Below are 20,037 nucleotides of genomic sequence, written 5' to 3'. Positions count from 1 at the left end.
GCAACAGCAAACTAGCCTTTTTTATTAGATTATAATCTTAAAGATGGAGTGCATTGTAGCCTAAGATTAAGGCGCCGATAGCAAACAAAATGACTCCCCAAAAGATCTGAGAGATGACACTGCGGTCACCAAAGTACAGGCGGAGCAGTGGGGCGGTGTTCCCCGCAATTAAGACTAAGATGGACAAAATCACAATAATTAATCCAATAATTCCAAGCATCAAAAACCTCCTTATTCATTTTGTGGTCTAGTTAGTACAATTAGTTTTGCCATAAACCGACCAGCAAAGTACATTTTAAGCATATTATAGAACTTTTTCAAAATATTATCGATTATTTGTCAATGTCAGTAAATAGGTCATGTCAATTGCATTAATCCAAGACCAGCAATAGTCAGTTTTTCGCTTGCTTGACTATTTCGAAACTGATGATTGGGAAAAGGAGAAAAATTAAAAAAATGATTGCAAAGGGGTACCAATCTTGATATACTATTATAGTCGTAAAGATATACGGGAGTGTAGCGAAGTCTGGCTAAACGCGACGGACTGTAACTCCGTTCCTTCGGGTTCGTAGGTTCGAATCCTACCGCTCCCATTGCCTCGCTTCAGGCAAAATAGAAGCATTGCCCCTTGGCCAAGTGGTAAGGCAGAGGTTTTTGGTACCTCCATGCGCTGGTTCGATCCCAGCAGGGGCAATGATAAGTAAAAAGACTAACAAGAAATTTCTTGTTAGTCTTTTTTTGTTGTGATTGTTCAATACTAAAATTACGAAAAAGTTGTGTCAAAACAGCTGTTCTTTTAACAATTTCTTCATTCTGACTGTCAAAATTCTTTGACATGGTAATGATATGGAGAATGTTAAAAAGAATTGCTAGGAAATGTTACCGTGTCTCGCTATATTGAACACAAAGGAGATGAGTATAGCATGTTAATTGGTGAAAAAATAAAGATGATTCGGGAGTCTGAAAAGATGACTCAAGAACAATTAGGAGAGCAATTACATTTAACCAGGCAAACGATATCGAATTGGGAAAATGGAAAAAGTTATCCAGGAATAGCGGAAATTGTAGCAATTAGTAATCAGTTTGATGTTTCTTTGGATGAACTAATGAAGGAGGATATGGAATTGATTCAACATTATGAAGTGATTGATGGTCAGTTCAACCGACAAAGAAAATTGTATACCTTTGCCTATATTGTTAATATTATTTTTCTGGGACTCTCAATGATAAATAACTATGTCCAGTTGGAAACAGCGATGCGCATTGGATTAATGATTATTGGAACTGCTGCTATTGTAGTGATGTACACAACAATCAAACATCCGGTTAATTTGTTAAAAAATCGTTGGGCGCTGGCTCTTATTATAGTTGCATTGCTGTATTTCTTAAGTTTTGCAGTCTTTAAGAGTTTACATGGGAGTCCTAGCTATCGATTAGGTATGATTTGTGGTGATGCTGCTCGTATTTTTGTTCTAACAAGTAGTATCTATTTTTTGCCACAACCTCCTTTTGGAGATAAGGGCAAAGCCTAAGTCAGCTTCGAAGGAGCATAATGTTTTTATTGACTTAATGCTGATTTCTACATTAAATCATTAATCTATACCTATTTACCAATAAGCGGCAAAAAAACGGCCTGACATCATTGTCAGGCCGTTTTTAGGCTAGGTATTGCTTGTATTGTTCGATTTCTTTTGGCTTCAAGGAAACGCGGATAGTTGTCCCGGATTCGTTGAAATCTTGATCCAGGAGGGCGTGCTTGTCTAAGATTTCAGCAACAACCTTGGAGTCTGCAAAGGGAACGTGCAGGCTGACTTCGGCCATGTCGGCAAAGAGTGTTTTTTTAATGAGTATCAAGACTTCGTCTTGGGAAGTTCGGTCGCGGGCAGAAATGGTAATCGATTGATCGCCATCGACCAGTGGGAAGGCCATTTCAGCTACATCTGCTTTGTTGTAAATGGTAATCATTGGTTTATCCGTAATGCCTAGCCGGTTCAAAGTTTCTTGCGTTGTGGCCATCATCTCTTGGTAATGAGCATCGGAAATGTCAACTACTTGCAAGAGTAAATCAGCTTGGGCGGCCTCTTGCAAAGTTGATTCAAAGGCAGCCACCAGGTGGTGGGGCAACTTGGAAACAAAACCAACCGTATCCGAAAGGAGGAATTGAGTCTTATCAGGCAGCGTTAACTGGCGGATAGTGGTGTTCAAGGTTGCAAAGAGCATGTCTTTTTCGAAAACCTGCTTGCTTTGGTCACTTCCGGCGCCCTGGCCGAACCGGGCCAAGAGTTGGTTCATTAATGTGGACTTACCGGCGTTGGTATAACCCACCAAGGCAACGGTTGGTAGTTCGGATTCCTGTCGTTGCTTGGCTTGGGTTGAGGCATCCTTTTGCAATTCTGCCAAGTCCTTCTTGATGGCGACCATTTCGTTGGTGAGTCGTCGGCGGGATTGCTCAAGCTTTGTTTCACCGGAACCACGGCTGGTGAAACCGGCCCCCCCAGCACCAGTTTGCTGGTCTAACGAAACGGACATCGAAGTCCGCAGCCGGGGTAATTGGTACTGGAGGCGGGCTAATTGGACTTGGAGCTTGGCAACCTTGGTTTGAGCCCGTTTAGCAAAGATGTCGAGGATTAGGCCGGTCCGATCAACAACGGTGGCGCCTGTTTCAGCTTCTAGGTTTCTGATTTGTGATGGGGATAACTCATCGTTGGTTACGATTAAATCAGCACCATAGGTTTCAACGGCAACCTTGAGCTCATCAACCTTTCCTTTACCGAAGTAGGTGGCAGGGTTGGGCCGGTCCAAGGACTGGAGGAATGTCTCAACTGGTTGTAAGTTATTGGCTAAGGCCAAGTTTTTCAATTCCGTTAATTCATATTCCAGGTTTTGCTTTTGATCTGTGCGCAAGCCGGCTAACAAAACAGGTCGGCTAGGTTGTTGTGAGCTTTCTTTAAAGGTTGTTGGCATACACAGGCCTTTCTGTGAAATAAAACCGCCCTGTTTTGCAGTAGCGGTTGGGGAACAATTCGATAAAAAGGTTTTTTAGTCAAAAACGGTCGTGTTGTCGTTGAAGGTCAAGATATCTGCGCCATCATCTTTAAGGCGGAGGTGCATGACAGCACCATTATGGACCGAGTGGGCGGCCATTTCAGGGTAGCCAAAGTAATTGGCGATTGCCCGAATGGTTGTTCCATGGGAGACAAGAAGGACCTTGTCTCCGTCTTGGTGGCGACTTTTAAGGTACTTGAAGCCAGCCTCGATTCGGTCGACAAATTCTTGGTAAGATTCGGCTAGGTGGTAGGGATCTGCGTCATGGAAAATGTCCATGACAACTGGCATACCGAGGTCTTCAACCATGTCAGCGTAATCATTATAGGGTTTTGCTACCCGAGCATTCAGGTCCGTTAATGTTACCTGGGAGTCGCGACCTTCAAAAGACCCGAAATTTTCTTCACGGAAGTTGGGCAGAGTGGTTGGTTCAACTGGTGACTGAGCCTGATTTTCACTTAAGGCATAGCGGGCAGTGTGGATTGCCCGTGTTAAATCAGAAGAATAAGCACCATCAAAGTGAATCTTGGCAAGGCGTTGACCGGCCTTATGCCCATCTTGGATGCCGGCATCGGTTAACGGTGCGTCGGAAAATCCTTGGAAACGGCGTAAAAGGTTAAAGTAAGTTTGGCCGTGGCGGACCATATAAACATCAATTCCTGCCATGAAATAAGACTCCTTCAAATCTGTTTTCCTTCTTCTTTTGTTAGAAGATTTCTTGTTTCTAGTGTACCACGAAAGGCAGGTGAGCCAAATGCTTTGCCGGTCTTTCGGGCTGATTTTTAATCAAAAAAGTCGACGAATTTTCGTCGACTTTTCGAAATATTATTCGGGGTCAGTATCCTTACCCTTAAGCTGAAACTTTAAGCGCTCACGATCTTTTTCAGACATGGAGGGCTTACTTTCAGAAGCGCCTTGGCTGTCGTCATGGTCAGAATCTGTGTTATCAGGTTCTGGTTTGGTCTCAAGCTCTTTGACGGCAAATTCAGGGATAAAGGCGTTTTCGTAATCAAGCGCCGTGATTTGATAGTTTGCAATTCGCAATGAGTCGCCAGTTCGAAAATCAGGGTCACGTTTCAAAACGTAACCGGTCAAGGTCACGGCTTCATCGTCGTCAAATTCCTTCACATGAATTTGGAAGTAACGTTGGAAATCATACAGGGTCGTCTTACCAGAAACCTTATAGCGTTGGTTACCAAGCTTTTCGATGTACTCATCGGATTCATCATTGATTTCATCACGAACGGAACCAAAAAGTTCTTCGTAGATATCTTTATCAGTAATGATTCCGGCAGTACCACCGTATTCATCGACGACCACTGCAATTGGTGAACGCTTGATGGTCATTTCATCCATGACATCGTGCAAGTCCATGTTTTCAGGAACTGCTGGAATGTCACGCATAATTTGAGCAACGGGGTTTTTCCCCGAAATTCGATTTTGACGAACAAGGTCGTAGTTAAAGACATAACCTAAAACCTTATCCTTATCATTGTCAGCAACAACTGGGAAACGAGAATGACGCTTTTGTAGGTACTCATCAAGTCCTTTAGCAATCGTATCGTGGACATCGATAACATCCATTGATGTTCGATCAATCATGACGTCTGCGGCGACCTTATCATTCATTTCAAAGGCACGTTGCATAAAGGTTAAATCTTCAGTATCCAACTCACCGGCTTCGGCAGCACTCTTTGACAAGGAAAGGATTTCCGTCTGTGAGTAAATGTCGTCGTCATTTGTGACCTGGAAACCAATTAAACGGGTTAACCAATTTGATAAGTGATCTAGAATCCAAATGAATGGGAAGAGGGCAACATGAAAGAAGCGGACTGGACGCACAATTAACAACAAGACCTTAATCGGCTCTTGAATCGCGATGTTTTTTGGCACCAAGTCGGTGAAGACGGCGTGAATAATCGTAAAAATCACGATGGCCGCAACAGAAGCGACTGGCTTGGTGTATTCAGCTGGCAGGATATGTGTTGCTAAAATCAAATCAGCAACGGTTTCTTCACCAACCCAACCTAAGATTAATGATGTTAATGTAATTCCGACTTGAGCAGTCGATAAGAACTCCGTTAGGTGCGATACCATGTGAATGGCATGTGCAATGTTTTTTGATGGCTTTTCGCGATCTTCTTGAAGAGCCTCCAAGGCCGACAAGCGCACCTTAACAAGAGAATATTCCGTTAGTGTAAATAAAACCGCCAACAACAACACAAAGATGATGACGAACGCATTCAACAAGAACGAGGGACCAGAATCCACAGTTATTACCTCACTTATATAATTTAGATATTTCCTCTATTATAGCAAACTTTATGACACAAAGGAGACAATCTTTATCAGCGTTAGAATTGGTCTAGTATTCTTGCCCAGACTGATTTCACAAACAAAATTCTTTTTGTTTGACAAAAGAAGGCGCTAATATAGGGGCAAAGTAAGCACACATGGATAAACAAAAGGGATTAGATTGCGCTTTTAAAAATACAGTGAATATTGTGAATTAAAAAATATGCAAAATCAAAAGCCCATTAGAAAGGCCTTTGGGCGAACAAATGTTTGTGCGGACAGTTTTAGGCCTTGAACTCTAAGAAAAATCGGCTAAACTAGTAATTAGCTCAATTGCTTGTTAGTGCTTGTAAATGCGGGTGCGGCGGGGAATTGCTTGAAAAATATAAAAGAAAGTGGGACCAAAAGTATGGCTCAAGTAACGGTCTTTACCAAAAATAATTGTGTACAGTGCAAGATGACAAAACGCTACCTCGACAACATGGGGGTTGGCTACGAAGAAATTAATATCGAAGAACAACCAGAATACCTTGCTCAATTGAAGGATGCCGGTTTTAAGCAAACCCCGGTTGTTCAAATCGCTGGTCAGGAAGCCTTTTCTGGTTTCCAACCTGACGCCTTGAAGTCTTTGACGGCCTAAGTTTTTTGGTGTCACGAATTTTTCCGCCTAGTCCCGATTGGTCTATGCGGAATTTTTCTTCTCAAGGGGAAAACGAACAAATTATATAAAGCGAGGAGAATTATATGTCATTATTGGACCTTGACCTCACACAGGTCACCTACTTTGATTTAAATAACGAAATCAATATTCCAAAGGACAACCAGATTCAGTTAAACAAGGATCAGGAAGCTTTGGCAGCCTTCATGAAGGAAAACGTTGAACCAAACTTAAAACGGTTTGACTCTGTTGAAGCCCACTATGATTGGTTGATTGAAAACGATTTTTTGGATAAGGACCTGGTTAAAAAATATGACATGGCCTTCATTAACCAGTTGTATGACTTTTTAGAGGGACAGAACTTTCACTTCAGTTCCTTTATGGCGGCCTTTAAGTTTTATAATCAATATGCGCAAAAGACAAACGATAAGGCTTACTACGTTGAATCTTACTTAGACCGTGTAGCCTTGAATGCCTTGTTCTATGCTAATGGCGATGAGGACTTAGCGATGGCCTTGGCCAATGAAATGATTCACCAGCGCTACCAACCGGCAACACCATCATTTTTGAATGCTGGTCGTGCTCGTCGTGGTGAATTGGTTTCTTGTTTCGTTTTGCAAACAAGCGATGATATGAACTCTATCGGCCGAACAATCAACTCAGCTTTGCAGTTGTCAAAGATGGGTGGAGGAGTTGGAATTAACCTCTCAAACCTTCGTGAAGCCGGCGCACCCGTGATGGGCATTGCCAATTCCGCTGGTGGAATTGTGCCAGTAATGAAGTTATTGGAAGATTCCTTTACTTTTTCATCACAGGTGGGGGCTCGTCAGGGGGCAGGTGTTGTTTATCTGAACATCTTCCATCCTGATTTGATGACCTTCTTGGCTACCAAGAAGGAAAACGCCGACGAAAAAGTCCGCGTGAAGACCCTGTCATTGGGCTTGATTGTACCTGACAAGTATTATGACTTGATTGAAAAGGGTCAAGAAATGGCCTTGTTCTCACCAGTTGATGTTGAACGCGAGTACGGCATGCCATTCAACTATGTTGATATCACTGCCGAATATGACAACATGTTGAAGAACGACAAAATCACGAAGAAAATGATTCCTGCTCGAACGGTTGAAGAAGAAATTTCAAAGCTTCAGCAAGAGTCTGGTTACCCTTACATTGTTAATATCGATACAGTTAACCGCGCTAATCCAGTTGCTGGAAAGGTGATTTCGTCAAACCTTTGTTCTGAAATTTTGCAGGTGCAAACACCTTCAACAATTGATGACGAGCAAGAATATACAACGTTGGGTGAGGATATCTCATGTAACTTGGGTTCAATTAACATTGTCAACATGATGAAGACGGATGACTTCGCCGGTTCTGTCGATGCGATGATTCGTGCTTTGTCCTTTGTTTCTGAACAGTCTAATTTGAACGTGGTCCCATCTGTGCAAAACGGTAACCAGCAAAATCACGCTGTTGGTTTGGGCGCCATGGGTCTGGCAGCCTTCTTTGCTCAAAATAAGATGATGTATGGTGATGAAGAATCTTTGGACTTTACCAAGGTCTTCTTTATGACCTTGAACTTCTACTCATTGAAGGCCTCAATGAACATCGCCTTTGACCGCCAAGAAACTTTCAAGGACTTTGACAAATCAGCTTACGCTGACGGTACGTATTTTGAAAAGTATGTCAGCCAAGACTGGGGCCCAGAAACTGATAAGGTGAAGGAACTGTTTGCCAACCTGCCCGTGCCAACAAAGGAAGACTGGGCAGAATTACGCGATCAAGTGCAAAAGAACGGTTTGTATAACGCTTACCGTCACGCGGTAGCGCCAACTGGTTCAATCTCATACGTCAATAACACCACGGCTTCTTTGTTGCCAATCGTTAACAAGATTGAAGAACGTCAAGAAGGGATGATTGGGAAGGTTTACTACCCAGCACCCGGTCTGTCAAATGAAACGTTGCCTTACTATGTTTCTGCCTATGACACGAATATGAAAAAGGTCATTGATATTTATGCAGCCGCTCAGCCACACGTTGACCAGGGAATGTCTTTGACATTCTTCATGCGCTCAACAATTCCTGAAGGTCTTTATGATTGGAAGAACGGTCGGACGGAGAAGATGACCACCCGTGATTTGTCTAAGTTACGTAATTATGCTTACAAGAAGGGCATCAAGTCTTTGTATTATGTCCGAACATATACGGATGATAACCAAGAGGCTGGTATCAACGAATGTGAGTCTTGCTCAATTTAATGACGATTTAATTCTAATTGGATACGCTTACAGGAATTTAAGTTAGAATTTTTTTCTGACCAAAATGCGATTGTGAATAAGTGTTCAATTGTTAGCCTGGTCTTGTTTACCAGGTTCACAAATGACTGAGCACTGCTCAGTCGTACATATTTTAGAGGTTGACGGCTGTCAACCCAGCTGTTAAATTGAATACGTTGCGTGAACTTTGTTCAAATATTACCAAATTATTCTAATTCAAAGTTCTGAAAAACAGCCTACGCTGTTTAGAAAGGAAAGTTCGATGGCAACATACCGACTCTTATATGCCAGCATTGAAGGCAATACACAGTCGTTTATTAATAAGCTACAAGCAGTTGCTGAAGAAAAGGGTGACACGATTGATGTGAAGGTAGTCGGTGATGAAACCGATTATGAAGCTGAACACCAACCCTTTGTGGCGATTGTGCCCACCTACCTGACGGGCGGAACCGGGACCGGTCCTGCAGTTGTTGAAATCTTTACGAATGCTCTCGCGGACTATATTGATTTTGAAGACAATGCTACACTAATAAAGGGAGTAGTTGGATCGGGGAACCGTAACTTCAACGATCAATATATTTTGACCGCGAAGCGCTACGCCAAAAAGTATCAGGTACCGGTGATTGGGGACTACGAGTTACGTGGGACTTCTTACGACGCAGAAAAAATTTACCAAAGCATCAGGGAAACATTAGGAGAAAAACATGGTTGAACACGTGAATAACGGCTCATATACTGCCATTAACTGGAACGACATTGAAGACGCCTTGGATAAGGCTACCTGGGAAAAGTTGACCCAACAATTCTGGTTGGATACCCGTGTCCCAATTTCAAACGACTTGCGCAACTGGCGTGGTGATTTGAATGATACGGAACGCCGGGTTTACAACTTGGTCTTCGGTGGTTTGACGACTTTGGATACTTTGCAGTCACAGGACGGAATGGCTTCATTGCGTCGCGATGCTGTTAACCAAAAAGAAGAAGCGGTTTTGAACAACATCCAATTTATGGAATCTGTTCACGCCAAGTCATATTCTTCAATCTTTGAAACGTTGAACGACAAGTCAGAAATCGATGCGACCTTCGAATGGGCCGACCACGATGAATTCTTGCAGTACAAGGCCAATAAGATTAATGATGTTTACCAAAATGGCACACCATTGCAAAAGAAGGTTGCTTCGGTCTTCTTGGAAACTTTCTTGTTCTACTCAGGTTTCTACACGCCTTTGTACTACTTGGGTCACAACCGGATGTTGAACGTCGCCGAAATCATCAAGCTGATTTTGCGTGATGAGTCTGTGCACGGTACTTACATCGGTTACAAGTTCCAAATCGGCTTCAACAAGCTTTCAGAAGCGGAACAAGAAGAGATGAAGACTTGGATGTATGACTTGTTGTACGACTTGTATGACAATGAAGAAAAGTTTACCCACGAAATTTATGATCAAATTGGTTGGACGGATGACGTCTTGGTCTTCTTGCGCTACAACGCCAATAAGGCCTTGATGAACTTGGGACAGGAACCATTGTTCCCAGATAATGCCGACCAGGTTAACCCAGTTGTGATGAATGGTATTTCAACTTCAACATCAAACCACGACTTCTTCTCAGGAGTTGGTAATGGTTACTTGTTGGGACAAGTTGAAGCCATGTCTGACGACGACTATAAGGAAGACTAAACTTCTAATAAATCAAATCAGAATGCCCACCGCCTTGAGCGGTAGGCATTTTTTGTTTGCCAGAAGGTTGATTTTTTAGGGGGTTATGCTTATGAATGGTAAATAAAAAAACTCAATCACTAATGATTGAGTCATATCAATATTAAATTTCCTGTTCTTTGAACGCCCAAAAGTTTTTCTTCAATGTGGTTGCGACTGCCGGATAAAGGCTAGCGCAGAGGACAACCCAAGCGTAAGCAAGCAGGTAGCCAGCAATAACATCTGAGGCGAATTGCGAAGAAAAGTAGAGTCGCGAGAGCATAACCATCAGCGCCAGGGTAATTAAAATCCAGTCAATCAAGATTCGTAAGATCATCGAATTAATGTTTGGTGTCACCAACAAGAACAGGATAAAAACGATTGACCAAATGGCAACGACGTGTTGTGACGGGAATGAGTAGCCGGTGTCCGTTAAGAGGTGGCCAACGGGGCGCGAGGCATGAATAAAGAACTTAATGATTTGGGCCAAAATAATTTGACCAAAGGCGGTAAAGATTACCCAAAATGCCGGGATTTTTAAGTTTGCCAAAAGTAGGACGCTTGCTAAGAGGACGGCATAAATTAGACACATGAGTGGCGAACCTAAGAAGGTTGCTGCCGACATAATAGCATTACCGTAACTCGTTTGAATTCCAGTCATAAAGAAGCGAACTGACTCATTCATTTCATACAAAAAAGACGCATTGGTGCCAATTAAAACGGCCAGAACGATAAAGAGCAGGGTGGCAAAGACTGCCCGGCGGCGTTGTTTATTTTCGACGGAAATAATCATAGGTTTGGTCTCCAAATAAGTGATTGCTCAACATTTAGTATAAGCATGGCCACCAGGCAAGACAAGCAGTTTTCTTCAGATTTATGAAAAAATCAAGAAAAAAAACTAGCTGAACGCTAGTTTTCCTTACTTAGTGCTTGTGTTAGGGATTTCTGTTGTCTTTCCCTTAGCCCATTGTTGCAATTGAGCAACAGCAGCTTGACGCTTCTTCTTAGAAGAGTCATGTCCGACCTTACGGCCGCGGGCAAATGAATTCAATGGTGTCTTAACTGCCATGGTGTAACTCCTTATATTAGATAAAATAAATGTATCGTACAGAAAACAATTATACCTGATAAGAGATTGGTTTTCAAGTGCTATAATAGTGGTTATGGAGAATTGGAGTCAAACGACAATCAACGCCTTTCGCAAAGACTTGCTTGCTTGGTACGACCAAGAGGGTCGAGCAGCTTTGCCGTGGCGACAAAACACGGATCCTTATCGAATTTTAGTCTCGGAGTTAATGCTCCAGCAGACAAGAGTTGATACGGTCATCACCTATTTTAACCGTTTCATGGAAGCTTTGCCAACGGTGGCTGATTTGGCTGCTGCTGATGAAGATTTGGTCTTAAAACTTTGGGAAGGGCTCGGTTATTATTCACGGGCTAGAAACCTGCATAAGGCGGCTAAGTATGTAGTCTATGACCTTCAGGGTCACTGGCCAGAATCATATGATGACCTCCAGGACTTGCCTGGGGTTGGGCCCTATACGGCAGCGGCGATCGCCTCGATCGCTTTTGGTCAAGTAGTACCAGCCATTGACGGTAATTTCTTTCGAGTCTTTTCCCGCCTGTTAAAGATTGATGATGATATTGCCCAACCAAAAACCCGTAAGGTTTTTTATCAAGCAATTGAACCAATCGTCGACCCAGAGAGGCCTGGTGACTTTAACCAAGCAATTATGGACTTGGGCACAACTTATATGAAGACGGATAATCCAGATACCCTGCATTCACCCGTTAAAAAGTATAACGCGGCCTTTCGAGATGGGGTTGAGGACCAGTATCCGGTGAAGACAAAAAAGAAAAAGCCAGTGCGACAGATTTATCAAGCTCAGGTGGCTTATGACGACCAGGGCAGGCTGTTGTATGAACAACGGCCAAAAACAGGTCTGCTAGCTAATTTTTGGACCTTGCCATTGAAACAGGTTGAGTCAATTGAAGAATTGGCCGGCAAGCAGCTGACCTTAAAGCCAGTTGTGCATGTCTTTTCTCACCGTCGCTGGGAAATTTGGTTAGTTGACCTACCGGTTAAAAATCAGCAAAACCTACCCACCAACATGGCCTTTTTGTCGCCAGCAGAGCAAGAGGCATTGGCCCTGCCGAAGGTACAACATAAGCTATTAGATCAATTAAGGGAGATTGATGATGTTTCCAAATGATAAATTAAGGACCATATTCTTTTGGACGATTGAGGCGCTGTCTCTAGCCTGTTTAATTTTCTTAGTCTTTCGCTTTGACTTTTTAATGCATCCGATTGCAGTCTTTGCTAACACGGTTTTTATGCCGTTATTGGTTGCTGGCTTCTTTTACTATGTTTTGAAGCCGATTTTAAAGGCAATTGAAAAAATCAGAATTAAAAATTGGCAGATGCCCCGGTTTTTGGCCGTCTGGATTACCTTTGCCTTGTTCTTGATTGTGGTTGGTGGGGCCTTGATTATTTTTGTGCCACTGATTTTAAATGAAATTACGAATATGATTACCGCCATTCCATCGTTTATCAAGCATGTGCAAGATTTGGCCAATGAAATGGTCAAGGAACCCTGGTTTAAGCGCATGAATATCTCGGTTTCAGATACCGATATTAAGACGTCTGTGACCAAGTATGGGACTTCTGTCCTCTCAGTTACTGCCGGTACTCTTCAAGCTGTGATTGCGGGAGCGACTTCTTTTACCATTAACGCTTTGATGGTCCCAATTATTCTCTTTTATATGCTGAACGACGCGGACCATTTTTTGCCAACGGTCAAAAATTTCTTTCCGAAGAGCAAGGCGCAGGACGTCTTTGAACTTGGGGGACAACTCGATAAGACCATTGAACGCTATATTTCGGGTCAGGCCATTCAGATGGTCTTTGTTGGCTTTGCCATGAGTATTGGTTATTGGATGACTGGATTACCATATATTTGGCTCCTTGGCTTCATTGCCGGGGTCGCTAACATCGTTCCTTATGTGGGACCCTTTATCGGGGTTGTGCCGGCAGTCTTGGTCGCTCTATCGATTTCCTGGAAGATGATCATCGGAATCGTGATTACGATGGCAATTGTCCAGCAGGTTAATGGTTCAATCATTTATCCGGCATTGATCGGTAAGAGCCTGAAGATTCATCCGCTGACGGTGATGCTGCTCTTGCTTGGGGCTGGGAACCTTTGGGGTATCGTCGGCATGATCATTGTTGTGCCGGTTTACGCTATTGCTCGAACAATTATCCTATATGCCTATAAACTGCATTTAGCGCAACGAAAAGAGCAGTCTGTTTCGGAATTAACGAAGAAAACCCTTGATAATGAATAACAATTGATAAAAAAGCGCACAGACAAAGCCTGTGGCGCTTTTTTAGTGGGGGAATCTTCTTGGCGATTACTTGTTGGGTGTGCTTTAAAAAATAATGATTTTTTCTAAAGTTTTACTTGACGATGAGAAAAAAATCCAGTATTATTAAATGGTTGCCAACGCGTCTGTCGGTTGTTTAAAATCGGGAGTTAGCCTGGTACGTCAAGATTTGCGGATGTGGCGGAATTGGCAGACGCGCTGGATTTAGGTTCCAGTGGAGTAATCCGTGCAGGTTCGATTCCTGTCATCCGTATCACAATATTTAAAAAATATTGTTGAAGTATTCAAAATGTTTTGATATAATATTTAGGTACTGATTTTGCCGACTTAGCTCAGTTGATAGAGCACCTCACTAGTAATGAGGGGGTCAGCGGTTTGAGTCCGCTAGTCGGCATTTATGCCATTTATTGGTACTTGTGTTAAACCGCTCTATATCAGCCTTAACGGTTGGTGTAGAGCGGTTTTTCTTTGCTTTTTAATATTTAATTTTAAGACGTTTTAGGACGTTTTCAGACGTTTTTTTATTTTTGAGTGACACTTTTTTTAGTCAAAAAACGAACTCATAATATTTAGAGCTTTTTCATCTTCTGCCTTTCTTTGTGAGTCCAAAAGGTGAGTGTAGATGTCGATTGTGGTCGATATATTCTTGTGTCCTAGACGTTTTGATACATATTTAATATCAACGCCTTTTGATAGCAATAAGCTACCGTGTGAATGGCGTAAGGCATGGAATGATATGTCTTTGATGCCAAGGAATTTAATAGCTTTTTTGAGAGTTTTGCTAATTCCGTAATTACTGACATTAGCGACAGAGCCAGTGATTCCCTTTAGTTCATCTAGCAACGAATCATCAACGGTAATAATACGATTACTGGATTCAGTCTTCGTTGATTTAACATTATGGAACTGGTCTAATGCTTTGTTGACTGAGATTGTTTTGTTTTTAAAATCGATATCATCAGCAGTCAGTGCCATAATTTCTCCGACACGCATGCCAGTATGTATGGCAATATAAATCGCTAAGTATGAACTAGCATGTGGATATTGTTCTAACTTCTTCTTTGTGTAATGATCTAATTTTGCCAATTCATCACCTTCTAAAAATTTGTCAGAAGAAGACTTTCCGTTGCTACCTGTCAATTGGATTCTAACAGTGGGGTCTTTGTCAATAATTCCATCAGAATAAGCGTCTTTTAAACATTGACTAATATGATTTTTTCTCTTCGCAACTGTTTCTTTTGAGTGGGTTTCGCCAAATTCGTTGATGAAGTTTTGAAAATCAGAACGAGTAAAATCTAACAATCGAGTTTGTGGTAAATATTTATTAATATTATCCAACGTATTCTGATACTGATAGACTGTTGATAGTTCCAAATTTTCTTTGTAAACAGAAACCCACTTCTCAAAATATTCAGATAATAACATTTCTTCGTATTTTTTTTGAGTTGGCTCAACAGCTTCAGACTCAATACGGGATACCCATAATTGCGCTTCACGTTTCGTCTTGAATCCCTGTTTACTAGGTTGCTTTCTCTTGCCATTGACAGTAATAGAAGCCCTAGCACGCCACGTTCCTGCATTTGTTTTAACAATATTAGCCATAATTCCTCCATTTTTGGTCAAATAAAAAGGCTTACGCCTTCATAGTGTATGTATGCCCCAAAGGGCGTCTAAATTATTATTGAACGAATATGTGTGGTTACAATTCTTTATTGTTTAAACCATCAAGCTTTTCAATTAATTGTTTTTGTAGCTTAATATTTTCTTCTTGAATTTTTTGGATTTTTATTGCATCTTCGTGTGCCTGGTCATATCCCCATTGCTGTTCTCTGTTTTTCTTTAAGTATTTGTTGATTGTCTTGATGAGGTAGAAAACAATATATGAAATGAAGAATAGTGTTAGGGAGTTTTGAAGTAATGATACAAATGAAGATTCTAATGTGTGGGTAGGGTGGTTACCATTAAATGCAAAAATCCACATCCAAATATACCCGATAAGATTTGCTAAAAAGCTTGTTAGACTCTTTATGACGTCACTAAAGTTGTACCCAATCACGATCGAAATGACAAAGGTTAACAAAAATGGTGCGAACATAAACTGTTTGAACTGTTCAAAGTTCGAAGACGTGTGGTCGAATAACTCCTCGGTTTTTGATTTAACATTTTTCTTAACGTCTTTGGCACTGGTTTTGATTTCTTGCACATTGCTTTTGATGTCGTTTTTCATATCAGACAAGATAGATTTATCAAATTTGTTTTTCATGTTGTGTACTCCTTTTATGTATGCCCGAAAGGGCGTGTGTTATTCTTGATTGTCATCACTAACTGCGTAGAAAGCGATTGCAGCTAATATTGTGTAAATGACCAACGTTATAATCCAATGGTCTAAAACGAATTCAAATACCATACATATTCCGGCTAACAATAGCAAATACGGTATCCAGGACATGATTTTAAACGAAGCCCAAAACAAGAAATAGATGCCACCGAAAATCAAAAATGCAAATCCTAATAAGACCATCTGTTAGTTCCTTTCACTTTTAGTGGCGTGGTTTCCCTTGTAATTGATACTTCCGGGATCGTTAATGTCTGAAATATGCGCCCAAATGACCAATACATAAACAACAACTGATACAGCAATAACCCATTTTTGTTTCTTATTGATTTTCATCATTTCCTCCTAGTTTTCTTTCTATTCTATCTAATTTAGCGTTAATTGATGCAAATTGCTGATTTATTTTTTCTTCGGATTCTTCAGCCTGTTGCTGAGTAAAGAATGACGTCACAGTACTGGTAATTGCCCCAATCAGTCCAATCCCAACAAACATCAGCACAATGGCAATCCCTTTACCAATTGATGTTGAAGGGGATATATCGCCATATCCAACGGTCGTTGTGGTGACAATAGCCCACCATAGAGCGTTACCATAATTGATATTTTCGGCTAGTGAGTATAGGCCAGCGGACAAAAGTATGAGAGCAATGGCAAAACTCATTAAGTAGATAAAACCATTGGTGTTGAAAAACTTAGCGACGTTTTTCTTGAATCGTCCAGCAAATCCAATAATTCGCACAAAACGTAATAATTTAAGCAACCGAATGGTTCGAGCAATTCGGAACATCGAAAAGACAGAATCAAAGGGGATGATGGCTAATAGATCAAAAATATTCTCTTTGAAAAATACTTTTTTATTTTCAGCTTTGGTAAACCGTGCGACATAATCAACCCAGAAGAAAATCAAAATAAATTTATCAATAATGAAATAAGGTGGTTTATTAATGCTGACTAGATTTGTGATGTCTAACAATGCCAACGCTACTGACGTGAGCGCAAATGTAAAAACTGAGGCGTAGTATAATTTTTTCATATTAGGCCAGCTCTATAAATTTTGATTTGACATAATCAAATAACCAATACGGAATTTTATAAAAGTCCATGAATGTGAAAGGGGATGTTGGCAGTTCAATATCCATTAACATGTCAATGGCGTGTTTATGCATTTCAAGTTCTTTGCCACGCTTGATGTATGGGCTGAATTGATATACTTCATCAGAACATCCATTGCCAAATAGAATGTGGCTTAATTCGTGAGCCAAACGAAATTCATAGCTACACTTTTCATAAGTAGGATTCATTAAAATTAACTTTGATTTTTCAATAGAAGAGTCTGGCGTTTCCATTGATAAACGGTCAACATCTACGACTGTAATATGATGCAATGCGGCAACACGCTCTAAATCATATAAGATGTCATCTCTAATACTTTCTGTCACTAATTACTTACCTTTCTTTTGGCTCATAACAAATCGAGCATATTCCAAAATTTTTTCACGGTCTTCATCATCAATTGGTTGACCGTCAAATGCCATCAATACTGTGTCATCATCAATGTCAATGTTAGTTTGCTTTGTTTCTGCCTTTTGTTCAAAATTATCAGTTTTTCCCAAAAGGTAATCTGTTGGAACACCAAGAACGCTAGCAACAGCTTTCAAGGAAACGTTACTTGGTTCTTTTGTCTTCCAGTTGTAGATAGCGTTTTGGCTTAAACCTGCTTTTTCGGCAGTCTTTTGTAAATTAAACCCCCTTAATTTTGAGATTTTTTTAGTACGTTCAAATACAGTCATAGCAATGGTTCTCCTGATTTGACGAGACTAAAATTAACAACAGTTATAAAAATATCATTGACAGTTTTTACAATGGTTGTTATTATTAGTTCATCAAGTAATTAAGCAACAAAAAACAAGCACTTATAAATCTAACTTAGCGGTCTGATTGTTGGTGTATAGGCTTTTTATTGTTTATTTGTTATGACCTGATTTTACAACTACTGTAAAAGTTAGTCAACAACTTGATGAAGAAATTACAACGAAAGGAGAAAAAACAAATGACAGAACTTGAGCAGGCATCATCAAAGGTAAAAATGAAGTTCAAGCTTGCGTTGACTGAACGAGGTATGAAGCAAGTCGAAATTGCTGAGATGTTGCATGTTTCACCCCAACAAGTTAGCCGAGCACTTTCAGGGAATTCAACGCCATTAGACATTGATATTCAAAAGCGAACAGCAAAGATTTTGGGAATTGAGTTGTAAGGAGGCAAACATGGCAAACGAAGTAAAAGCTTTCAATTTTGAAAGCAACGAAGTACGAACAGTATTAATTGATAATGAACCATGGTTCGTGGGAAAAGATGTAGCAGATACATTGGGATATTCTGATCCGAACAAGGCAATTCAAATGCATGTTGACATTGAGGATAAAAAACTCAACGACAAAACGTCTTTGAGTTTTGGACAACGAGGTGCGCACCTAATCAACGAATCTGGTGTCTATTCTCTGATTTTTGGAAGCAAGTTAGACAGCGCCAAGCGATTCAAAAAGTGGGTCACATCAGAAGTTCTGCCAAGCATTCGCAAGCATGGTGCTTACATGACTGATGCAAAAGCAGAGGCACTGATTACTAATCGTGATAACACGCTATCAGATTTACTTATCCAGGCTGGAGAACAGCTCAAGGCAAAAGATTTGCAAATTTCAGAGATGAAGCCAAAAGCACTGTTTGCTGATGCCGTTGACACAAGTACTAACAGCGTTCTAATCGGGCAACTTGCCAAGATTATTAAGCAAAATGGAGTTGAAATTGGTCAAAATCGGTTGTTCTCATGGCTCCGTGAACATGGATATTTGGTCAGTCGAGGCGAGCAACGTAACTTGCCAACACAAAAGAGCTTGTCATTAGAAATCATGGAAACAAAAACAAGGACTATCAATAACCCTGATGGGTCAGTACGAACAACAAGCACTCCAAAAGTAACTGGAAAAGGACAAATTTATTTCGTCAATAAGTTTCTAGAAGCAAAACAAATGGCCTGAGGTAAAAGAAATGACTGATGAAATCGAACCATTAACAAGAAACGGTTCACGAGTATTCAGCAAAATTGGTGATTTGGCCAAAGCACTGCGGACAACCCGCGACAATGTTGATTTGTTGATTGATATGCCTGGGTTTCCTTACACGCCAGTCCCTGGTCGGAAAAAGCCAATCTATGTTGAATACAAGGTGGCTGAGTTCTTAGACAGTATCACTCGATACAAGCCAAAAATGTAAAGGAGAAAAATATGACACTGATGCAATTCAACGATGCACTAATGACTGTGATAGCTGTGGGTGTTGTGACCCTGTCATGTCTGGCTATCAAATACTACAAGCAAGCACCACTATTCGATGAATATGACATCGAGAAAGACGTTACGAACAACATCGTTCATCAAAGCAAGCGGCTGGCAAAACGAGATTTAAAGCGCGCAAAAAAAGCCCGCTTAGCAGAGCAAGCTTAGGCATAATCTTCGTCCAAGAAAATTTATGCCTTCATTGTACCACGGAGGACGTATGAGTAAAAACAGATTAACTCAATTAAGAAATAAAAAAGGTCTGTCAATGGTTCAGTTGTCCTTGATATTAAGAAAGACTAATGGATTTTCTAAAACGATTGGATCAGCTACCTTATCAAATTTGGAAAACGGTATACGTGAGCCAAAACTAGAAACTTGGGAAAAATTAGCTAAGTTCTACGGAGTCACACCAGCATATCTAGTGGGGTGGAGCGATGAAAAACAGAATTAAAGAGATAAGAAAACGACAAAAAATATCACAAGATGAACTGGCAAACGTCTTAAATATGTCTCGGCAAGCCGTCTCACACTATGAACGAGGTGACCGCGAGCCCAAACTATCAACGTGGCAAAAACTCGCTGACTACTTCGGTGTTTCGTTTGATTATCTAGTGGGTTGGGAGGACGTGCAATGACAACAGGGAACATGGTTGCTGATGGTATCGACCAACACTTACATGAATATGATGAATGGGCGAGCAAGAATCAGTCAGTGACTCATCTTAACGTTTGGAATCATGGCGAACTAAGCCTTGCTGAAATTGAGGAGTCTAACTTAGGACCATTCTTGAAACATATCAAGAAGACTGGCTATCCATTCCAGTACGTATTGGATGCTGATTTGGGAGAGTTCCTAGACTCTGATGAATTAACTAGTTATTCAGTAGAAACGATTTATTTTTAGGAGAAAAAATGCGACAAAACATTGAATTTAAGCCAACTCCAGAATTGAACGACGGCTTATATAAGTTACAAATGGCAATGAAACAACCAGATAAGACAAAGACTGGTG

Annotated in this window: 26 protein-coding genes and 4 tRNA genes; 18 read left to right on the top strand and 12 right to left on the bottom strand. The window is 40.9% G+C overall.

The genetic code is table 11. From position 1 onward, the window contains the following. Positions 1-37 precede the first annotated feature (37 nt). Positions 38-220 carry a hypothetical protein gene (locus FEFB_RS04780; RefSeq protein WP_047975099.1) on the bottom strand — a complete coding sequence of 61 codons (183 nt, stop codon included), beginning with the start codon at positions 218-220 and terminating at the stop codon, positions 38-40. Between the two features lie 290 nt (positions 221-510). Between FEFB_RS04780 and FEFB_RS04775 the strand changes: the two genes are divergently transcribed. The 3 genes from FEFB_RS04775 (at position 511) to FEFB_RS04765 (ending at position 1,532) form a co-directional block, all read left to right on the top strand. Beyond that, positions 511-593, top strand: a tRNA-Tyr gene (locus FEFB_RS04775). 29 nt (positions 594-622) lie between these two features. Next, a tRNA-Gln gene (locus FEFB_RS04770) sits at positions 623-694 on the top strand. A 229-nt stretch (positions 695-923) separates the two neighbouring features. Next, entirely contained in the window at positions 924-1,532 is a 609-nt protein-coding gene (locus tag FEFB_RS04765; protein ID WP_047975098.1) for a helix-turn-helix domain-containing protein, read from the top strand. Positions 1,533-1,656: 124 nt separating this feature from the next. Here FEFB_RS04765 and hflX read toward each other — a convergent pair whose 3' ends face one another. The 3 genes from hflX to FEFB_RS04750 all read right to left on the bottom strand — a co-directional run bounded on the left by hflX (position 1,657) and on the right by FEFB_RS04750 (position 5,316). Then, positions 1,657-2,964, bottom strand: a complete 1,308-nt coding sequence (gene hflX, locus FEFB_RS04760; protein WP_047975097.1) for a GTPase HflX — start codon at positions 2,962-2,964, stop codon at positions 1,657-1,659. A 75-nt stretch (positions 2,965-3,039) separates the two neighbouring features. Beyond that, entirely contained in the window at positions 3,040-3,711 is a 672-nt protein-coding gene (locus FEFB_RS04755) for a histidine phosphatase family protein (RefSeq protein ID WP_047975096.1), read from the bottom strand. Positions 3,712-3,870: 159 nt separating this feature from the next. Continuing rightward, positions 3,871-5,316 carry a hemolysin family protein gene (locus FEFB_RS04750; protein ID WP_047975095.1) on the bottom strand — a complete coding sequence of 482 codons (1,446 nt, stop codon included), beginning with the start codon at positions 5,314-5,316 and terminating at the stop codon, positions 3,871-3,873. A 433-nt stretch (positions 5,317-5,749) separates the two neighbouring features. Here FEFB_RS04750 and nrdH point away from each other — a divergent pair, with 433 nt between their 5' ends. The 4 genes from nrdH to nrdF all read left to right on the top strand — a co-directional run bounded on the left by nrdH (position 5,750) and on the right by nrdF (position 9,953). Continuing rightward, positions 5,750-5,980, top strand: a complete 231-nt coding sequence (gene nrdH, locus FEFB_RS04745) for a glutaredoxin-like protein NrdH (protein ID WP_047975094.1) — start codon at positions 5,750-5,752, stop codon at positions 5,978-5,980. A 104-nt stretch (positions 5,981-6,084) separates the two neighbouring features. Then, positions 6,085-8,256, top strand: coding sequence for a class 1b ribonucleoside-diphosphate reductase subunit alpha (gene nrdE, locus FEFB_RS04740; protein WP_047975093.1), 2,172 nt, complete (start codon positions 6,085-6,087; stop codon positions 8,254-8,256). Positions 8,257-8,536: 280 nt separating this feature from the next. Continuing rightward, positions 8,537-8,986 carry a class Ib ribonucleoside-diphosphate reductase assembly flavoprotein NrdI gene (nrdI, locus tag FEFB_RS04735; RefSeq protein WP_047975092.1) on the top strand — a complete coding sequence of 150 codons (450 nt, stop codon included), beginning with the start codon at positions 8,537-8,539 and terminating at the stop codon, positions 8,984-8,986. Next, the gene (nrdF, locus tag FEFB_RS04730; protein WP_047975091.1) at positions 8,979-9,953 is read left to right on the top strand and encodes a class 1b ribonucleoside-diphosphate reductase subunit beta; all 975 of its coding nucleotides are present in this window, start codon (positions 8,979-8,981) and stop codon (positions 9,951-9,953) included. Before nrdI ends, nrdF begins: the two co-directional genes overlap by 8 nt. A 142-nt stretch (positions 9,954-10,095) precedes the next feature. On the opposite strand, the gene FEFB_RS04725 is transcribed toward nrdF, so the two are convergent. Both FEFB_RS04725 and FEFB_RS08890 read right to left on the bottom strand, forming a co-directional pair. After that, positions 10,096-10,764 carry a phosphatase PAP2 family protein gene (locus FEFB_RS04725; RefSeq protein ID WP_047975090.1) on the bottom strand — a complete coding sequence of 223 codons (669 nt, stop codon included), beginning with the start codon at positions 10,762-10,764 and terminating at the stop codon, positions 10,096-10,098. 126 nt (positions 10,765-10,890) lie between these two features. Further along, positions 10,891-11,040, bottom strand: coding sequence for a hypothetical protein (locus tag FEFB_RS08890; RefSeq protein ID WP_168779053.1), 150 nt, complete (start codon positions 11,038-11,040; stop codon positions 10,891-10,893). Positions 11,041-11,134: 94 nt separating this feature from the next. Between FEFB_RS08890 and mutY the strand changes: the two genes are divergently transcribed. The 4 genes from mutY (at position 11,135) to FEFB_RS04705 (ending at position 13,749) form a co-directional block, all read left to right on the top strand. Then, positions 11,135-12,184: an A/G-specific adenine glycosylase gene (gene mutY, locus FEFB_RS04720; protein ID WP_047975089.1), complete on the top strand. Its 1,050-nt coding sequence runs from the start codon at positions 11,135-11,137 to the stop codon at positions 12,182-12,184. Then, positions 12,171-13,316, top strand: a complete 1,146-nt coding sequence (locus FEFB_RS04715) for an AI-2E family transporter (protein ID WP_047975088.1) — start codon at positions 12,171-12,173, stop codon at positions 13,314-13,316. Before mutY ends, FEFB_RS04715 begins: the two co-directional genes overlap by 14 nt. A 210-nt stretch (positions 13,317-13,526) precedes the next feature. Next, positions 13,527-13,608 (top strand) — tRNA-Leu (locus FEFB_RS04710). A 68-nt stretch (positions 13,609-13,676) separates the two neighbouring features. Next, positions 13,677-13,749, top strand: a tRNA-Thr gene (locus tag FEFB_RS04705). Positions 13,750-13,898: 149 nt separating this feature from the next. On the opposite strand, the gene FEFB_RS04700 is transcribed toward FEFB_RS04705, so the two are convergent. From FEFB_RS04700 to FEFB_RS04675, 6 genes are all read right to left on the bottom strand, one after another. Next, the gene (locus FEFB_RS04700) at positions 13,899-14,957 is read right to left on the bottom strand and encodes a site-specific integrase (protein WP_047975087.1); all 1,059 of its coding nucleotides are present in this window, start codon (positions 14,955-14,957) and stop codon (positions 13,899-13,901) included. 97 nt (positions 14,958-15,054) lie between these two features. Next, positions 15,055-15,618 (bottom strand): MscL family protein, encoded by a 564-nt coding sequence (locus tag FEFB_RS04695; RefSeq protein ID WP_047975086.1) that lies wholly within the window; start codon positions 15,616-15,618, stop codon positions 15,055-15,057. 261 nt (positions 15,619-15,879) lie between these two features. Then, positions 15,880-16,026 (bottom strand): hypothetical protein, encoded by a 147-nt coding sequence (locus FEFB_RS08710; protein ID WP_161795092.1) that lies wholly within the window; start codon positions 16,024-16,026, stop codon positions 15,880-15,882. Next, entirely contained in the window at positions 16,013-16,723 is a 711-nt protein-coding gene (locus FEFB_RS04685) for an ion transporter (RefSeq protein WP_047975084.1), read from the bottom strand. Before FEFB_RS04685 ends, FEFB_RS08710 begins: the two co-directional genes overlap by 14 nt. Before the next feature lies 1 nt (position 16,724). Next, a complete protein-coding gene (locus FEFB_RS04680) occupies positions 16,725-17,129 on the bottom strand; it encodes a hypothetical protein (protein ID WP_047975083.1) in 405 nt (134 codons plus the stop codon). Positions 17,130-17,132: 3 nt separating this feature from the next. Further along, on the bottom strand, positions 17,133-17,480 hold the full coding sequence (locus FEFB_RS04675) for a helix-turn-helix domain-containing protein (RefSeq protein ID WP_047975082.1): 348 nt from the start codon (positions 17,478-17,480) through the stop codon (positions 17,133-17,135). A 260-nt stretch (positions 17,481-17,740) separates the two neighbouring features. On the opposite strand from FEFB_RS04675, the gene FEFB_RS04670 reads away from it, so the two are divergent. Genes FEFB_RS04670 through FEFB_RS04640 form a run of 7 tightly spaced genes read left to right on the top strand, consistent with a single transcriptional unit; the run spans position 17,741 to position 19,929 of the window. Next, positions 17,741-17,944 (top strand): helix-turn-helix transcriptional regulator, encoded by a 204-nt coding sequence (locus tag FEFB_RS04670; protein WP_047975081.1) that lies wholly within the window; start codon positions 17,741-17,743, stop codon positions 17,942-17,944. Between the two features lie 10 nt (positions 17,945-17,954). Continuing rightward, complete coding sequence (locus FEFB_RS04665; protein ID WP_047975080.1) at positions 17,955-18,725, top strand: phage antirepressor KilAC domain-containing protein; 771 nt, start codon at positions 17,955-17,957, stop codon at positions 18,723-18,725. A 10-nt stretch (positions 18,726-18,735) separates the two neighbouring features. Then, on the top strand, positions 18,736-18,960 hold the full coding sequence (locus FEFB_RS04660; RefSeq protein WP_047975079.1) for a hypothetical protein: 225 nt from the start codon (positions 18,736-18,738) through the stop codon (positions 18,958-18,960). An 11-nt stretch (positions 18,961-18,971) separates the two neighbouring features. Beyond that, positions 18,972-19,190 (top strand): hypothetical protein, encoded by a 219-nt coding sequence (locus FEFB_RS04655; protein WP_047975078.1) that lies wholly within the window; start codon positions 18,972-18,974, stop codon positions 19,188-19,190. A 52-nt stretch (positions 19,191-19,242) separates the two neighbouring features. After that, entirely contained in the window at positions 19,243-19,476 is a 234-nt protein-coding gene (locus FEFB_RS04650; RefSeq protein ID WP_047975077.1) for a helix-turn-helix domain-containing protein, read from the top strand. Then, the gene (locus tag FEFB_RS04645; RefSeq protein ID WP_047975076.1) at positions 19,460-19,660 is read left to right on the top strand and encodes a helix-turn-helix transcriptional regulator; all 201 of its coding nucleotides are present in this window, start codon (positions 19,460-19,462) and stop codon (positions 19,658-19,660) included. Before FEFB_RS04650 ends, FEFB_RS04645 begins: the two co-directional genes overlap by 17 nt. Next, positions 19,657-19,929, top strand: a complete 273-nt coding sequence (locus tag FEFB_RS04640) for a hypothetical protein (RefSeq protein ID WP_047975075.1) — start codon at positions 19,657-19,659, stop codon at positions 19,927-19,929. Before FEFB_RS04645 ends, FEFB_RS04640 begins: the two co-directional genes overlap by 4 nt. Positions 19,930-20,037 lie beyond the last annotated feature (108 nt).

The organism is Fructobacillus sp. EFB-N1 (genome assembly GCF_001038455.1).
Classification (GTDB): Bacteria; Bacillota; Bacilli; order Lactobacillales; family Lactobacillaceae; genus Fructobacillus; species Fructobacillus cardui.
The sequence above is the reverse complement of the archived record's forward strand: the minus strand, read 5'-3'. Positions and strand labels throughout refer to the sequence as shown.

Bases quoted from the DNA above. Each gene is read 5' to 3' on its own strand.
- FEFB_RS04675 (WP_047975082.1), bottom strand. From the start codon at position 17,480: ATGACTGTATTTGAACGTACTAAAAAAATCTCAAAATTAAGGGGGTTT.
- FEFB_RS04655 (WP_047975078.1), top strand. From the start codon at position 18,972: ATGACACTGATGCAATTCAACGATGCACTAATGACTGTGATAGCTGTG.
- FEFB_RS04640 (WP_047975075.1), top strand. From the start codon at position 19,657: ATGACAACAGGGAACATGGTTGCTGATGGTATCGACCAACACTTACAT.
- FEFB_RS04780 (WP_047975099.1), bottom strand. From the start codon at position 220: ATGCTTGGAATTATTGGATTAATTATTGTGATTTTGTCCATCTTAGTC.
- FEFB_RS04695 (WP_047975086.1), bottom strand. From the start codon at position 15,618: ATGAAAAACAAATTTGATAAATCTATCTTGTCTGATATGAAAAACGAC.
- mutY (WP_047975089.1), top strand. From the start codon at position 11,135: ATGGAGAATTGGAGTCAAACGACAATCAACGCCTTTCGCAAAGACTTG.
- nrdI (WP_047975092.1), top strand. From the start codon at position 8,537: ATGGCAACATACCGACTCTTATATGCCAGCATTGAAGGCAATACACAG.
- FEFB_RS04670 (WP_047975081.1), top strand. From the start codon at position 17,741: ATGACAGAACTTGAGCAGGCATCATCAAAGGTAAAAATGAAGTTCAAG.
- FEFB_RS04725 (WP_047975090.1), bottom strand. From the start codon at position 10,764: ATGATTATTTCCGTCGAAAATAAACAACGCCGCCGGGCAGTCTTTGCC.
- nrdH (WP_047975094.1), top strand. From the start codon at position 5,750: ATGGCTCAAGTAACGGTCTTTACCAAAAATAATTGTGTACAGTGCAAG.
- FEFB_RS08890 (WP_168779053.1), bottom strand. From the start codon at position 11,040: ATGGCAGTTAAGACACCATTGAATTCATTTGCCCGCGGCCGTAAGGTC.
- FEFB_RS04755 (WP_047975096.1), bottom strand. From the start codon at position 3,711: ATGGCAGGAATTGATGTTTATATGGTCCGCCACGGCCAAACTTACTTT.
- FEFB_RS04645 (WP_047975076.1), top strand. From the start codon at position 19,460: ATGAAAAACAGAATTAAAGAGATAAGAAAACGACAAAAAATATCACAA.
- FEFB_RS04650 (WP_047975077.1), top strand. From the start codon at position 19,243: ATGAGTAAAAACAGATTAACTCAATTAAGAAATAAAAAAGGTCTGTCA.
- FEFB_RS04700 (WP_047975087.1), bottom strand. From the start codon at position 14,957: ATGGCTAATATTGTTAAAACAAATGCAGGAACGTGGCGTGCTAGGGCT.
- FEFB_RS04665 (WP_047975080.1), top strand. From the start codon at position 17,955: ATGGCAAACGAAGTAAAAGCTTTCAATTTTGAAAGCAACGAAGTACGA.
- FEFB_RS04765 (WP_047975098.1), top strand. From the start codon at position 924: ATGTTAATTGGTGAAAAAATAAAGATGATTCGGGAGTCTGAAAAGATG.
- hflX (WP_047975097.1), bottom strand. From the start codon at position 2,964: ATGCCAACAACCTTTAAAGAAAGCTCACAACAACCTAGCCGACCTGTT.
- FEFB_RS04685 (WP_047975084.1), bottom strand. From the start codon at position 16,723: ATGAAAAAATTATACTACGCCTCAGTTTTTACATTTGCGCTCACGTCA.
- FEFB_RS04660 (WP_047975079.1), top strand. From the start codon at position 18,736: ATGACTGATGAAATCGAACCATTAACAAGAAACGGTTCACGAGTATTC.
- FEFB_RS08710 (WP_161795092.1), bottom strand. From the start codon at position 16,026: ATGAAAATCAATAAGAAACAAAAATGGGTTATTGCTGTATCAGTTGTT.
- nrdE (WP_047975093.1), top strand. From the start codon at position 6,085: ATGTCATTATTGGACCTTGACCTCACACAGGTCACCTACTTTGATTTA.
- nrdF (WP_047975091.1), top strand. From the start codon at position 8,979: ATGGTTGAACACGTGAATAACGGCTCATATACTGCCATTAACTGGAAC.
- FEFB_RS04715 (WP_047975088.1), top strand. From the start codon at position 12,171: ATGTTTCCAAATGATAAATTAAGGACCATATTCTTTTGGACGATTGAG.